Source organism: uncultured Roseovarius sp. (genome assembly GCF_963972555.1).
Classification (GTDB): domain Bacteria; phylum Pseudomonadota; class Alphaproteobacteria; order Rhodobacterales; family Rhodobacteraceae; genus Roseovarius; species Roseovarius mucosus.
The window spans coordinates 149,091-163,644 of the sequence record NZ_CAXAUM010000004.1 but is presented as its reverse complement, the minus strand read 5'-3'; the positions used below and the strand labels follow the sequence as shown (position 1 = coordinate 163,644).

The 14,554-nt window shown below is 64.4% G+C and carries 15 protein-coding genes; 5 read left to right on the top strand and 10 right to left on the bottom strand.

Going from position 1 to position 14,554, the window contains the following annotated elements:
* Positions 1 to 17 precede the first annotated feature (17 nt).
* The 3 genes from AACZ65_RS05620 to AACZ65_RS05610 are packed head-to-tail and all read left to right on the top strand — an operon-like array spanning position 18 to position 2,289.
* A complete protein-coding gene (locus AACZ65_RS05620) occupies positions 18 to 899 on the top strand; it encodes an ABC transporter permease subunit (RefSeq protein WP_037271378.1) in 882 nt (293 codons plus the stop codon).
* On the top strand, positions 896 to 1,702 hold the full coding sequence (locus AACZ65_RS05615; RefSeq protein WP_339668757.1) for an ABC transporter permease subunit: 807 nt from the start codon (positions 896 to 898) through the stop codon (positions 1,700 to 1,702). Before AACZ65_RS05620 ends, AACZ65_RS05615 begins: the two co-directional genes overlap by 4 nt.
* Positions 1,702 to 2,289, top strand: a complete 588-nt coding sequence (locus AACZ65_RS05610; RefSeq protein WP_339668755.1) for a nucleotidyltransferase family protein — start codon at positions 1,702 to 1,704, stop codon at positions 2,287 to 2,289. The genes AACZ65_RS05615 and AACZ65_RS05610 overlap by 1 nt, the downstream gene beginning before the upstream one ends.
* Here the strand turns inward: AACZ65_RS05610 and AACZ65_RS05605 are convergent.
* From AACZ65_RS05605 to AACZ65_RS05590, 4 genes are read right to left on the bottom strand one after another with little or no spacing between them, the layout of a single operon-like run.
* Positions 2,286 to 4,961 (bottom strand): DUF2339 domain-containing protein, encoded by a 2,676-nt coding sequence (locus AACZ65_RS05605; RefSeq protein WP_339668753.1) that lies wholly within the window; start codon positions 4,959 to 4,961, stop codon positions 2,286 to 2,288. The genes AACZ65_RS05610 and AACZ65_RS05605 overlap by 4 nt on opposite strands.
* Before the next feature lie 3 nt (positions 4,962 to 4,964).
* Entirely contained in the window at positions 4,965 to 5,966 is a 1,002-nt protein-coding gene (locus AACZ65_RS05600) for a TIGR01620 family protein (protein ID WP_339668751.1), read from the bottom strand.
* Entirely contained in the window at positions 5,963 to 6,409 is a 447-nt protein-coding gene (locus tag AACZ65_RS05595; protein WP_297538277.1) for a GNAT family N-acetyltransferase, read from the bottom strand. The genes AACZ65_RS05600 and AACZ65_RS05595 overlap by 4 nt, the downstream gene beginning before the upstream one ends.
* Positions 6,406 to 7,818: a YcjX family protein gene (locus AACZ65_RS05590; protein WP_339668748.1), complete on the bottom strand. Its 1,413-nt coding sequence runs from the start codon at positions 7,816 to 7,818 to the stop codon at positions 6,406 to 6,408. The genes AACZ65_RS05595 and AACZ65_RS05590 overlap by 4 nt, the downstream gene beginning before the upstream one ends.
* Before the next feature lie 181 nt (positions 7,819 to 7,999).
* Here AACZ65_RS05590 and AACZ65_RS05585 point away from each other — a divergent pair, with 181 nt between their 5' ends.
* Complete coding sequence (locus AACZ65_RS05585; RefSeq protein WP_339668746.1) at positions 8,000 to 8,620, top strand: thiamine phosphate synthase; 621 nt, start codon at positions 8,000 to 8,002, stop codon at positions 8,618 to 8,620.
* A gap of 9 nt (positions 8,621 to 8,629) precedes the next feature.
* Here the strand turns inward: AACZ65_RS05585 and AACZ65_RS05580 are convergent, their stop codons facing one another.
* The 3 genes from AACZ65_RS05580 to AACZ65_RS05570 form a co-directional block, all read right to left on the bottom strand.
* Positions 8,630 to 9,373: a lysophospholipid acyltransferase family protein gene (locus AACZ65_RS05580; protein WP_339668744.1), complete on the bottom strand. Its 744-nt coding sequence runs from the start codon at positions 9,371 to 9,373 to the stop codon at positions 8,630 to 8,632.
* Between the two features lie 86 nt (positions 9,374 to 9,459).
* Complete coding sequence (locus AACZ65_RS05575; protein ID WP_339668742.1) at positions 9,460 to 10,227, bottom strand: GNAT family N-acyltransferase; 768 nt, start codon at positions 10,225 to 10,227, stop codon at positions 9,460 to 9,462.
* A gap of 108 nt (positions 10,228 to 10,335) precedes the next feature.
* A complete protein-coding gene (locus tag AACZ65_RS05570) occupies positions 10,336 to 10,518 on the bottom strand; it encodes a DUF3553 domain-containing protein (RefSeq protein ID WP_297538287.1) in 183 nt (60 codons plus the stop codon).
* A gap of 25 nt (positions 10,519 to 10,543) precedes the next feature.
* Between AACZ65_RS05570 and AACZ65_RS05565 the strand changes: the two genes are divergently transcribed.
* A complete protein-coding gene (locus AACZ65_RS05565) occupies positions 10,544 to 11,173 on the top strand; it encodes a histidine phosphotransferase family protein (RefSeq protein WP_339668738.1) in 630 nt (209 codons plus the stop codon).
* On the opposite strand, the gene AACZ65_RS05560 is transcribed toward AACZ65_RS05565, so the two are convergent.
* The 3 genes from AACZ65_RS05560 to obgE are packed head-to-tail and all read right to left on the bottom strand — an operon-like array spanning position 11,133 to position 14,554.
* Entirely contained in the window at positions 11,133 to 12,398 is a 1,266-nt protein-coding gene (locus AACZ65_RS05560) for a glutamate-5-semialdehyde dehydrogenase (RefSeq protein ID WP_339668736.1), read from the bottom strand. The two genes, AACZ65_RS05565 and AACZ65_RS05560, sit on opposite strands and share 41 nt — an antisense overlap.
* Before the next feature lie 18 nt (positions 12,399 to 12,416).
* On the bottom strand, positions 12,417 to 13,523 hold the full coding sequence (gene proB / locus AACZ65_RS05555; RefSeq protein ID WP_339668734.1) for a glutamate 5-kinase: 1,107 nt from the start codon (positions 13,521 to 13,523) through the stop codon (positions 12,417 to 12,419).
* Entirely contained in the window at positions 13,511 to 14,554 is a 1,044-nt protein-coding gene (gene obgE, locus AACZ65_RS05550; protein WP_339668732.1) for a GTPase ObgE, read from the bottom strand. The genes proB and obgE overlap by 13 nt, the downstream gene beginning before the upstream one ends.

Here is a 14,554-nt window from a genome sequence, read left to right as displayed (position 1 = left end):
CAACAAGGCTGAATGCGATGTTTGCCTTTTGCTCCGATCCAGCCAGCCTTGACGGGCTAGCATGGATCACATGCTATCTCACCACGGCCAAGCACCTGCAACTCTACTATGCAGTTGGCACGGTGCTGTTGCTGCTGGCGATCACCGCGCCGGCGGCGCTTGCCTTTGGCTTTGGCGGGGCAATGGCAGCACGGGCGCACTTGGCCCCCCTGCGCTGGTTCGGCAAGGCCTATATTGCCGTCGTGCGCGGCGTGCCCGACATCGCGTTCTTCCTCTTTTTCGTCATCGCACTCGATCAGGCATTTGAATGGACACGGCATCAAATTCTCTGCCCTGATTGGGATCAACCGATCCGGCAAGGCAACGATTTCGTGGTCTGTCAGGCCGCGAAACTGCCGCTCGGTTCTGCCCCACAATGGGTGCATGAAACCTACGGCTTCACCCTTGCAGTGCTGACCTTTGCCATTGTCTTCGGGGCCTTTGCCGCGAATGTGCTCTTTGGGGCCATGCGCGCGGTGCCCCGTGCCCAGATGGAAACCGCCGAGGCCTATGGCATGACCCGTCGTCAGGCCTTCTGGCGGATCATGGTGCCGCAGATGTGGGTCTACGCCCTGCCCGGTCTTGGCAATCTCTGGATGGTGCTGATCAAGGCGACGCCGTTGCTCTTTCTGCTCGGGGTCGAAGATATCGTCTATTGGGCACGCGAGCTTGGCGCCACCGCCAATCCCCGATTTACCGACTATCCGCATGGCGACTGGCGGATGTGGTACTTTCTGGGGCTCATGGTGTTCTATCTCGGATTCACGCGCGTATCAGAGGTGGTGCTGGAACGCCTCATGCAGCGTCTTACACTAGGGCAGGCCACGACCGGCGGCGAAGCGCAAAGGAAAGCGGCATGAGCTGTCTTGAGACCATTCAGGCCTATGGGCTGCGCGCCATCGGCATCGGTGAGCGCCTCTTGCCGCAGAGCGACTTCACCCTCTGCCAGCAGGTCACTCTGATCGGCTCCGGCCTGATCTGGAATATCTATTTCGGCTTGTTCGCCCTCGTCAGCGGCTTCATCCTCGCGACCGCCGTGGCACTTGGCAAAGGCTCTCGTAACCGCGTGATCCGTAAACTTTCGGAATGGTTCATCTTTGTCTTTCGCGGCTCGCCGCTCTTCATCCAGTTCTTCTTTGCCTATTTCTTCTTTCTATCGCTCAAATCGGTCTCCCCCTTCTTTGATATCCTGACCTCGGCTTGGCTCGGTGCCCTGATCGTGCTTTTCCTCAACACCGCCGCCTATTCCGGCGAGATTTTCTATGGCGCGCTCCGCTCTATACCCAAGGGGGATGTTGAGGCGGCGGATGCCTATGGCTTTTCTGGATGGCCACGCTTTCGCCGGATCATCTGGCCCACCATGCTGCGGCTCGCATGGCCTGCTTACACGAATGAGGCGATCTTTCTCTTTCACGCCACGACGCTCGTCTTTTTCTCGGGCTTTCCGGTCTGGCAACAGCGCGGCGATGCGCTGTATTATGCCAAGTATTTCGCGGACAAGACCTTTAACCCGTTCGTGCCCTACCCGATCCTTGCGGGCTATTTCATCCTGCTCACACTGGTGGTGATCAGCGCCTTTGGCCTGATCAACCGCCACCTCAACCGCCATCTGCCGCAGGAATACCGACGCAAGCTCAACTTGCGGATGAACCTGATCCGCTGATGGGCAGCGTGGCGATTCTTATTCCCGCAGCCGGGGCCTCGTCGCGAATGCGGGGCAGAGACAAACTCTTGGAAACGGTGCGCGGTCAGCCGCTCTTGCGCGACCGCGTGACCCTTGCCCTTGCCACCGGCTGCCCCATAGCGGTGACCCTGCCGCCTGAGTCCGGCACCCGCCGCGCCGCTCTGGACGGGCTGCGTGTCACCCTTTTAGCCGTGCCCGACGCCGCGACCGGCATGTCCGCCTCGCTGCGTGCGGGGGCCGAGTGGGCCATAGCGCAAGAGGTGGCTGCCCTTATAATACTCCTTCCCGACCTGCCGGACCTGACCGCGAGCGACATGAGCCTCATGCTGCAAGCCAACGATTGTGAAACCATCTTTCGCGCCTGCGACGCGCATGGCACGCCCGGCCACCCGGTCATCCTGCCGGCCCGCCTGTTACCTGAGTTAACCCGCATCACCGGCGACACCGGTGCGCGCGACCTCTTGCGCAAACACCCCGTGACGCCCGTGACGCTTCCAGATCGACATGCAACAACCGACCTCGACACGCCCGAGGCTTGGGCGGCGTGGCGCGCCGCGCAACACTAGCCCGGATCGCGCCCCATATGCTCGGCAATGCGCCGGTTGAGCCAGGCAAGCCCCGCCAGCGACAGCCCCAAGCCGAGGAAAGACGCCACCCGCACCAGCCCCGACAGCCCGGCCATATCAACCAGAAACACCTTGGCCACGGTCAGCGCCACCCCGGCCATTGCCACCCGGCGCAAGGTCTCGGACCGTCGCACCAATGCCAAGCCCAACAACAGGACCGAGACCAGAATAAGCGCAACCGTATAGCTGTATAGCTCGCCGTCGCTCACCCCCGGCACGCTCAGGTCATCCCCCTGCCAAAGCCGCCGAATCTCAAGCCCGAGATACCACGCGCCATAGCCCGCGCCCGCAAGACCAAAGGCCTGCCGTGGCAAACGCCGCAGGTGATCCAGTTTCCATGCCGCCAGTGCAAAGACCAGCGCCAATGGCAGATAGGCCGCAGCCAATGTGTCGAGGATCAGAGGCCCGCTCACAAACTCCTTGCGCCAGAGCAGCGGCACCAGCGGATTGGTCAGCACCGCCTGCGCCACCAGCGTCACCAGCGCCACCGCCCCCATGACAGAGCCAAGCGCCAGCCGCAGCCACCGCACCACGCGCCCACCCGCGCGCAACCGCCAGAGCTGCACCATGCTGGACGCAAGCCACACCACCGCCGTCAGACCAAGCCCCGCATGTCCCATCGCCCCCGGTCCGCCCAGCCATCGCTGCAAGACAGCGCTGAGGAAGATCGCCGTAATGCTCCAGACTGCGCTTTCGATTACCGCCCGCGTGGCACCCCCGGCGCGCGCCGCCATCACGCCCCATGCCGCCGCCAGCAGGGCCAGCGGCCCCAGATGCGACAGGAGCACATCGCCCCATCCCGCCTCGCGCACCGCCCAGTCCAGACCCGGATCAATCACCAGCCGGTAGCCGATCACCGCGACGCCCACCTGCGCCAGCCCCCCAAGCAGTGGCAGATTGAACCGTCGGTCAATCACCGCCGTGCTCAGAATCATCAGCCCAAGCGCCAGCGTCAGCGCCGCCTTGCTCAGCATCACAAAGAGGGCCAGCGTGATCAGCACCAAGGCCGCCGCCGCAAACAGCGCCACGGCGACTGCCCCCTCCGGCCTGCGCGCCCGCACCGCGAACACAACCATCAGCGCCGCCAAGGCCATCACCTGCAAGGCCCACGCATAGGCCCCCAGAACAGCTGCGGGGGTCCAGAACAGCTCAAGGATCAGCGCAAGCCCCGGTGCCATAACCGCCGCGCCGAGGCTCCAGAGGATCACCGGCACCGCGCCCGCCGCATATCTCGCTCGAAACGCACAAAGGATCGAGACCACCGCCCCGCCCGTCAGGATCACGCTCGCATCAAGCGGCATCTTGGCTTCTGGCAATCGCTCGGCCCCGGCCATGAACGCCGACCAAACCGGCCCCTGTCCAAATCCTTCGAGCGCCGCCAGCAGAAGCGTCGCCACGGCCGGAACCACCGGCACATCTTCCAGCGCCGCGGCCCGTCGCGTGCCAAGAACCAGCGCCGCCAGCATCCCCGCCAGCAGGCTCAGCGCGCCCCAAACCACCAGTGCCTCGCGCGCCTCCTGTGCCAACCAGAGAGCGGCAAGGCTCGCCAGAGCCACCACCCCCCACACAAGACGCACCGGAAAATCAGGATAGCTCCCTCCTGCCAGCACCCGGCGCAACAGCGTATTGCCCGCGTGCTGCGGCACCAGCCGCGCCTCGGGAACCAGCACCGTCAACACCACCAACATCGCCCAAAACGCAAAATAAAGCAGCGCGCCCGCCTGCGCCAAATAGAGCAGCGTCGCGCCACTGATAGTGATTGCCAAGGCCAGAACCGAAATCCAGGCCCATCGCCGCGCGGCATCCACCGCCAGCCCGACCGCTGCCAAGACCGCGAAATACCCGTAAAAGACGCCGGGCGTGTCCGACTGCCCGCCCACCATGAACGGGGCTACCCCCGCGCCAATAAGACCGAGCGCCGTCAGAACCGGCCCGTGGAACCAGCCAAGGATCACAGCCGCCGCACCAACGCCCACCAGGCCTGCCAATGCCACACCCGGCCCGATCAGATCATAGAGTCCCCGCGCAGCCAGAACACCCGCAAAGAGCGCGATCACCCCCGCACCGGACAAAACCGAAGGCAACCCGGTGACCGCGCCCGCCGCCTCATCGCCATAGCGCCGCCGCAGCCGCTCACCCGCTGCGATCAAAGTGGCCCCAAGCACCAGCGCACCGATTACCCGCCAAAACGGCGTGAGCAGACCTTGCTCGACGCCGTATTGCACCATGAAAACGCCAGCCAAGGCCAGCGACACGCCCGCCACCGCCAACGCCCAATTGCCGCGAACCCAAGCCATCAGCGCCGACATCCGGTCGGCGCGCAGCACAAAGGCGCGCGGCGGTGCGAGGTCTTGACTTGCCTCAGGCGCAACCACCGGGGAAACGGCCCAGGGCCCATCCCGTTCAACGACCACAGGCGCAACCTCTGCCTCTGCCTCTGCCTCTGCCTCTGCCTCTGCCTCTGCCTCTGCCTCTGGTCTCGCCTGTCCTAGCCCTGCCTCAAGTCGCGCAACCCGCGCCTTGAGACGCCCATGCGAAACCAAGAGATAAGGCACTCCGATCACCAAGAGCACCAGTAGTCCAAGCCCGAACAAAACGGCGATTGCGTCCATGGATCACCCCTGCCCAAAGAGCCCGGTCAGCGCCCGGCGTACCACCCCTGTCACCGAGGGTCTCCGACCGCGCTGAAACGGCAGCGGGCGGCACACCTCGATCGCGGCCACCCCCACCCGCGCCGTCAACGCGCCGTTCACCACGCCTTCGCCGAACCGACGCGACACCTTGGAGAGCACGCCGCCGCCAGCCACGCTGCTGATCAGGTCATCACCCACCGCCACGGCCCCCGTGGCCAAAAGATGGGCCATCACCGCCCGCGCCAGACGCCAACTGCCCAGGACACCCGCGCGCCCTCCATAGATCTCAGCCACCGCCCGGATCATGCGCAGATTTGCGACAAACGCCCCCACGACATCGGCCAAGGCAAGCGGCACCAGCGCCGTGACCATCGCCACCTGCCGCGCCGCGACCTCCACTTCGCGCAAGGCCTGCGCATCGAGAGGGGCCAGAATCTCGACTTCCGCCAATCCGAGCAGCGCCTCGACGTCGAATTGCTCCTCCTGCCGCTCTGCAAGCCGTTCCAGCCCCCAGGCCGTTTCGGGACGCTTGGCGTAAAGCGTGCGCAGCCGCGCCACCACCCGACGTGCCGCCTCCAGATCTTCGGTGGCACGCGCGGCCCCGGCCTCGCGCCGCAGGGTATCGAGCCGACCCAATCGGGCAAATCCGGCCAGTTCGCGCAACCCGATGATCGCCGCCACAATCAAGAGACCCGCGCCCATCGCCGCCACGCCGTAGCCCAGCACCGGAACACGCGCGATCAAGCCTGCCGCAAAATCCCACGCCGCAACCGAAAGCGCCGCCCCCATCAAGCCAAGCGCCAAGCCCCAGAAAAGCCGCCCCAGCCATGACGGCCCCGTCGCCCCGCGCGAGATCACCGTCCGCATGGCCCGTCCGTCGGGCCGATCCATCAGATCGGGCACCGGCGGCGCGCGGTCTGGCCCCTCGGCGGCCTGCGCGTCCATCTCGATCAGAACCGGCCCCTTTGCCTTGTTGCCGCTCACGCGCTCTCTCCTTTGCCGTGCCAGACCATCAGGACATCCGGCAGCCCCTCGTCATTGCCCATACCCATGCTGCGCGCGGCCTCGACAAAGCCTTGCCGGGCATAAAACGCGCGCGCGGCTGCATTCGCCTCGAGCACCCAGAGGCGCAATACACCTGCTTCGGCCTTGGCCTCGGCCAAGAGCGCCCGGCCCAATCCCTGTCCCTGCCGCAGCGGATGCACGTAGAGCGCATGCAGAATATCGCCGTCGCGGACCACGAATCCGGCCACGCGACCCTGCTTGCGGATCACCCTCACCCAACCCCAGCGGATTACCTTGAAGAGCGCGCGAAGGTCGTCCCAATGGCTGCGCACCTGCGGCAACCACGGCGTCGCACGGGTAAACCCCCACAGGATCATAGCCAGTTGCGGCAGATGCCAAAGCTGCCCGCGCGCCGTTCTCATAGCTTGTCCCCGATCAGGAATTGCGCGGCGCGATCCAGCCGGATATGTGGCGGCCCCTCACCGGGCCTCAGGTTGAGCGGCGCTGGCGCAAAGCGCATGACACGGTAATCCTGCCCCAGCCACTCGGTCGCCCCCGCCCGCGCCGGGGATAGCAATTGACCGGGGTCCTCGGGCAGATCGCCGGGATAGAACGCCGCCTGTCGCCCGGTATCGAGCAACCGCCCGCGCACACAATCGAGCATCTCGCCGTTGTGGCTCACCCGTTCCTCGACCGTGGCGCGCAACGCGGCCAAGGCCATTGCCTCTGTCTTAGCCCCGGCAAACTCCGCCCGGTCGCGCGCCTCGCGCAAGAGCGCGGCCATGATCCCCGTCAACCGCCCGTGCTGCGCATGATGCAGATGGTCCGCCTTGGTCGCGGCAAAGAGGATACGTTCCACCCGCCGTCCAAGCAGCAATTGCGTCAGGAACGCGTTGCGGCCGGGCCGGAACGCGCCCAGAATTTCCGCCATGGCCCGGCGCATATCCTCGACCGCCTGCGGCCCCTTGTGAATTGCATCGAGCGCATCAACCAGAACCACCTGTCGGTCGATCTTGGCAAAATGGTCGCGAAAGAAGGGTTTGACCACCTCGCGCTTGTAAGCGTCATAGCGCCGTGCCATCTCGGCGCGCAGGCTGCCGCGCCCCGCCTTGCCTTCGGGTAGCGGCGCGAATGTCACAACGGGCGAGCCTGCCAGATCACCGGGCAGAATGAAACGCCCCGGCGTGCAATCATAGAATCCGGCGGCCCGCGCCGCCTGCAAATAGGCGGTAAACCCTGCGGCCAGCGCCTGTGTGACCGGCTCGTCCAACCGCGCCGCCGCATCCACATTGGCCACCTCGGCCAGATAGCCAGCCGCTTCGGCGCGCGGGGCAATCCGTGTCAAAACTTCGGACGCCCATTGATCATAGCTCTTGTCCAGCAACGCCAGATCAAGCAGCCATTCGCCCGGGTAATCCACGATATCGAGATGGACCACCCGTGGCCCTGTGACCCCCGCCAAAAGCCCTGCTGGCCGTACCCGTAACGACAGCCGCAATTCCGACACCGTCCGCGTACTCTCGGGCCAGTGCGGCTCAGGCCCGATCAAGGCCGCCAGATGCGCCTCGTAGTCAAAGCGCGGCAGCGTCACATCGGGCTGTGGTTGCAGATAGGCCGCAAGAATCCGCCCGTCGCCCTGGGCCAAGAGCCCCGGCATCCGCCCCCGGTCCATCAGATTGGCGATGAGTGAGGTGATGAACACCGTCTTGCCCGCCCGCGCGAGGCCCGTCACCCCGACGCGGATGACCGGTTCGAAGAACGCTTGGCTCACGCGGTCACCCAAGCCCTCGATGCCGCGCACCACGCCCTCTGCCATGCCTGCTACTGCCAAGAACCGCCCCTTTTCCCTTTGCCCTCAAGATAGAGACCCACCTTAGGGGTTGCTAGGGGCAATTGCGCCCCGCTGTTCCCCAGACAGTCGGCGCATGCAACCCAAGAAGAAGCCGGGTCTGCCCAATGGTCAAAGCCGCATTTCCGCGTTATAGGGGCAAAAATCCATCAGGAGCGCCCCAATGGCCGAGACCGAGCAGCCGCAGATTTACCTCATCACCCCGCCCGAGTTCGAGCTGAGCGTCTTTCCCGACACATTAGCCCGCGTGCTCGATCATCATCCGGTCGCCTGTGTGCGGCTTGCCCTGGCCAGCCGTGACGAGGATCGCATCTCACGCGCGGCCGATGCCTGCCGCGAGGTGACACACGCCCGCGACGTGGCGCTCGTGATCGAGAGCCATCTGATGCTGGTCGAGCGGCATGGCCTCGACGGCGTGCACCTGCCCGACGCTGGTCGTTCGGTGCGCGCAGCGCGCAAGGAACTGGGTGAGGATGCCATCGTCGGCTGCTTTTGCGGCACGTCGCGCCATGACGGCATGAACGCAGGCGAGGCAGGTGCCGATTACATCAGCTTTGGTCCTGTTGGGGATAGCCCGCTCGACGACGGCGCGCATGTCGATATGGATGTGTTCGACTGGTGGTCCAAGGTGATCGAATTGCCGGTGGTGGCCGAAGGTGCGCTTGATCTGGCACTTGTGGCAAAGCTGGCCCCGATGACGGACTTTCTGGCCTTTGGCGAGGAAATCTGGCGAGAAGAGGATCCGGTTCAGGCCCTTGGCCGCTTTATTGCCGCGATTGGCTGAACCGCGACGTTACCACCCGCGCCGCGTCTCGGGCATGCCCGCGCGCACCTGCGTCTCGGCCCAAGCGGCCAGCGCCTTGCGGTCCGCAAAGGCATCCACCGGCGCCGGGGCGTGGTAGACCACCCGCACCCGGCCCTGACGCCGCACCGCAAGAACACGCAGCAAATGCGTGCCAAAATCCATATCGCCCCACCAGCCATAGAATCTCGGATCTTGTCCCTTGGGGGATTCATAGATCACCGAAACCGGCTGAACATGGATCGCATGCGCCAGTTTCTGACTGAAGAATGCCTGAAAAAGCGTTGATTTAAATGGGATAACGCGCATCCCATCGGTCGAACTGCCTTCGGGAAAGAACAAGAGCTTGTGACCCGCCAGAAGGCGCGACTCGAAAACCTCGGTCTGCGCCTTGGCCTCTTTGGGATTGCGGGTGATGAACACCGTGCCCACCAGCCGTGCCAGATGACCAATGCCAGGCCAGCCCGCAACCTCGGATTTCGACACAAAATACACGCGCTTGCGCGCATTTAGCGCGATAATATCCAGCCACGAGGCATGATTGGCCACTACCGCACCCGGCGTTCGCATCGGCGTGCCCTTGACCTCATGGCCCATACCCAAGACGCGAAACACCGCCCAACAGACCCATTGCGTCACATAGGGTGTCCAGGGCCGGTGTAGCCCATGCAAGGGTCGCTCGATCAGCCGCAAGGCGACCGAGACAACCACGCCCAGGAGAATCACCAGCGCCATGCACAGCCCACGCATTCCCGCACGCAACCAACCGCCGGGTGTCAGCGTGAAATCAGCGGGTGGTACGTCGGAGTCCCACCTGAACTTCAAGGTGTAATGCCTTGCTGATACGTTGATTTTTGCTTTTCACTCAACCGATCGGTATCCAGAATCAGGCAGACATCGGTGGTGTTGAACTGATGATCCACAAAGGCCCCATCGCCAACAAATCCCCCCAATCGCAGATAGGCCTTGATCAGCGCAGGCACCTGGCGCATTGCCGCGGGCCGATCCAGATCCCCGGCGGCGATCAGGTCCATGCGTTGAAAATGCCCCTCCCGCGCCCGCACACGCAAGCCCTCTGGCGCCAGATGCCGCTCATGCAACAGACTGAGAGAAGGGGCAAGTTCCGCGATGTCGGTGCCATGAAAACTAGCCACGCCGAACAGGATCTCGATGCCATGATCCGTCACATAACGGCCCAGACCGTTCCACAGATGATACATGCCCGGCCCCCCGCGATAGGATTTCGCGAGGCAAGAACGCCCCAACTCCATCAACCGCCGCCTACTGGCCTTGAGCGCGCTCAGGTCATATTCATCCTCGGAATAGAATTGCCCCGCGCGCGCCGCCTGATCATCGCGAAGCAGGCGGTAAACCCCGACAACTGCGCCATTATTCGCATCGTCCAGCAACAGCAGATGATCAAAGAACGGATCGAACCGATCACATTCCAGCCGCGCGGCGTGATCCACCAACCGCCCGTCGCCGCCCAATTCCTCGACGAAAACCTCGTAGCGCAGACGTTGCGCCGCGCGCAATTCCTCGGGCGTTTCGGCCAGCTTCACACGGAACTTGGGGGCGCTTGCGGTCATCGGCCTTGCCTCTCGGGTCTGCGCCGCCTTTTAGGCAAGAGCACGGCCAAGTGCAACGATACCGCTGGTCGCACTGCCCGACGGTTGTTAACCTTTTGCTAACCCGGATCAGGGATCAAGAAGAGGTATCAGTTCGACGCGCGTGCCATCAATCACCACTTTACCCTCTTCACGAAAATTGACGGTGATACGCCCGCCGATGTTGGATTGTACCTGCCCCGTTCCCCAATCCGGCCTCTGCGGATGCCGCACCAGCATTCCCGGCTCAAGTATCGAATTCATATCCGTCATGCCGCATCTCACCCCGGAGTGTCCAATGCCCCAACATACCCATGCTATTGGCGCTTTGATAGCCTCTCGCATCTGCCATGACCTCGTCAGCCCCTTGGGCGCGATCGACAATGGCCTCGAATTGATGGGCCTTGCCGGGGCTTCGACGGGGCCGGAAATGGCACTTGTCACGGCTTCGGCAAGCCAGGCATTGGCCCGCGTGCGATTTTTTCGGCTGGCTTTTGGTCAGGCCGAGGCGGATCAGGCCACGCGGGCCGACGAGTTGCGCGATATCCTTGGCATCTTGCACGAGGGGGGGCGCATCGCCCTTGCGCTTCAGATCACCGGCAACTTGCCGCGCCCCACGGCGCAGATTCTGCTGCTTGGTCTGCTTTGCGTCGAGCAGGCGCTGCCCCAGGGCGGTCATATCGTGCTTGGCGAAACCTCCGGCGGGTGGCAGGTCACGGCCACCGCCCCGCGCCTTGCCCCGAACCCTGACCTCTGGCAAGCGCTCGACGCAGGCGGGCCATGGCCAAAGGTCAGCCCCGCACAGGTGCATTTCCTGCTCCTGCATCACTGTCTCGCGGCACAGGGCCTGACCATTCAACGCAGGCTCAGCGAGACAGAGTTCTGCGTCACGCTCTCACGGCGCCATCTGCCTCAACCAGATATTTGAAACTGGTCAGTTGCGCCGCCCCTACAGGGCCGCGCGCGTGCATCTTGCCGGTGGCAATCCCGATTTCCGCCCCCATACCGAATTCGCCGCCATCGGCGAACTGGGTTGAGGCGTTGCGCATCAGGATGGCACTGTCGAGCCGGGCAAAAAACCGCGCCGCCGCCGCATCATCCTCGGTCACGATGCAATCGGTGTGCTTGGACCCATAGCGCCGAATATGCGCGATGGCGTCATCCAGGCTGTCCACAACCCTGACGGCGATGATACTGTCGAGATATTCGCGCCCCCAATCGTCTTCGGAGGCCGCAACCGTGCCCGCGATCCCCTGCAGGGCCGCGTCGGCGCGCACTTCGACCCCGGCGTCGATCAGCGCGCGGATCACACCCTGACCAATGGTCTCGACAATATCGCGATGAATGAGCAGACATTCCGCAGCGCCGCAAATCCCCGTGCGCCGGGTCTTGGCATTCAGCACCACGCGCAGCGCCTTGGCCGGGTCCGCCGCCGCATCCAGGAAAATATGCACGATGCCTTCAAGATGGGCAAAGACGGGCACCCGCGCCTCGCGCTGCACAAGACCCACAAGGCCCTTGCCGCCACGCGGGATGATCACGTCAATCGTGTCGGTCATGGTCAGCATCTCTTGCACCGCGGCCCGGTCCCGCGTCGGCACAAGCTGAATCGCATCCTCCGGCAGCCCTGCCGCGCGCAGCCCCGCCACGAGGCACGCATGGATCGCGCCCGAGGAATGAAAGCTCTCCGACCCGCCGCGCAGGATCACCGCATTTCCTGATTTCACGCAGAGCGCCCCGGCATCCGCCGTCACATTGGGACGGCTTTCATAAATCACGCCGACCACGCCCAAAGGCGTGCGAACCCGGCGGATATGCAGGCCCGTGGGCTGGTCCCATTCCGCCAGAACCTCGCCTACCGGATCATCCTGCGCCGCCACGGCGCGCAATCCGTCCACGATCCCCTTGATCCGCGCCTCGTCGAGCGCCAGACGGTCCATCATCGCCTCGGACAGCCCCTTGTCGCGCCCATACTCCAGATCGCGCGCGTTGGCCGCCATGATCTCGGCCCGGCCGTCCCAGACCGCATCGGCCGCCGCCTCCAGCGCCGCGCGCTTGGTCGCGGCATCTGCAACCGCCAGATCGGCCGCCGCCGCACGGGCGCGCGCGCCAATTTCGGCCATCAGCGCCGTAATCTCTGCCTGATCCTTCATCCGCTGCCCTCCCGCGTGTCAGAATGCCATATCGTCGCGATGCATCAAAGGTCCGCGCGCCGGATAGCCCAGCACCGCCTCGATCTGATCCGAGCGCAGCCGCTTGATCCGCTCCGCATCCGCCGCGTCATAGCGGGTCAGCCCCTGCCCCAAGACGCGGCCCGCCTCATCGGCCACCTCGACCGGATCACCCCGGCCAAAGCGGCCCTCCACCTCTGTCACCCCCGCCGCAAGCAGGCTGCTGCCCGTCGACAGCGCGCGTGCTGCCCCCGCATCGACCGTGACACGCCCCTTGGGCTTCATCGCCGCAATCCAGGCCTTGCGCTTTTGCTGCGGGTCGCCTTGGGCCAGAAACCACGTTGCCGCGGCCCCCTCATCCAGCGCGCGCACCGGGTGCAACACGTCGCCTTGCGTGATCGCCATCACACAGCCCCCCGCCGTGGCGGTCTTGGCGGCCATCAGCTTGGTCTTCATACCGCCCTTGCTCAGGCCAGAAACGGCATCGCCCGCCATCGCCTCGATCTCGGGCGTGATGGCCGCGACCACGTCAAAGCGTCGCGCGGTGGGGTCTTGCGCCGGATTTGCAGAGTAAAACCCGTCCACATCGCTGAGCAGGATCAGTTGATCCGCCCCCGCCGTCACCGCCACCTGCGCCGCCAGCCGGTCATTGTCGCCATAGCGGATTTCATCGGTGGCGACGGTGTCATTCTCATTGACGATGGGCACCGCGCCCAAGCGCAAAAGCTGCTCCAACGTGGCGCGGGAATTGAGATAGCGCCGCCGGTCTGTGCTGTCCTCGAGCGTCACCAGGACCTGCGCCGCCGTCAGCCCATGCGCGGCCAGGGCCGCGTCATAGGCCCCTGCGAGGCGAATTTGCCCCACTGCCGCCGCCGCCTGAGATTGTTCAAGCGTGAGCACGCTCTGCGGGAGGTTCAGCACCCGCCGCCCCAGGGCGATGGACCCCGAAGACACAAGAATTACGTCGGTGCCATTCTCCCGCAACCACACGACATCTTCGATCAGCGCGCTCAGCCATTCGGCCCGCAAGCTGCCCGTGACCCGGTCCACCAGCAGGGCCGAGCCGATCTTGATTACCAGTCGTTTCGCGTCGGTTACGGTTGCCACGGTGCGTCTTCTTCGTCCTCGTCGCGCACCTTGTGGCGCAGGCGGTCCGCGTCGATGCGTTCACGCAATGCGCGCAGCACCTCTGTCACCCCCTCGCCCGACACGGCAGACATGAGCATCACGGGCGTGCCGCAGACCGCCTCCAACTCTTCGCGCAGGAAGTCGCGCTCTTCATCATCCAAGGTGTCGATCTTGTTGAGCACAGTCACGCGCGGCTTCTCTGCCAGACCGCCGCCATAAGCCTCAAGCTCGGTGATGATGGTCTGATAATCGCCCTCGATATCGCCCGAACTGCCATCGACCAGATGCAACAGCACCGCGCAGCGTTCCACATGCCCAAGAAACAAATCGCCAAGGCCACGCCCCTCGGACGCGCCTTCGATCAGGCCGGGAATATCCGCCACCACGAATTCGACATTATCCACGCCCACGACCCCCAGGTTGGGATGCAGGGTGGTAAACGGATAATCCGCGATCTTGGGCCGCGCGTTTGATGTTGCGGCAAGAAAAGTCGATTTGCCGGCGTTTGGCAGCCCCAAGAGGCCCACATCGGCAATCAGCTTGAGCCGCAACCAGATCGTGCGCTCCACCCCTTCTTGCCCCGGATTGGCCCGGCGCGGCGCCTGATTGGTCGAGGTCTTGAAATGCAGGTTGCCCCAGCCACCATTGCCGCCCTGCGCCAAGAGCACACGTTGCCCCAACACGGTCATATCGGCAATCACGGTTTCCATATCCTCATCGAGGATTTCCGTACCCACCGGCACGCGCAACACGATGTCCTCGCCGCTTGCCCCAGTGCGTTGACGCCCCATGCCGGGCGTGCCGCTCTTCGCAAAGAAATGCTGCTGATAGCGGAAATCAATCAGCGTATTCAGCCCATCCACCGCCTCAGCCCAGACCGAGCCGCCATTACCGCCATCCCCGCCATCGGGGCCGCCGAATTCGATGAATTTCTCACGGCGAAAGCTGACGCTGCCCGCGCCGCCGCCGCCAGAGCGGATATAAACCTTTGCGAGATCAAGAAATTTCAT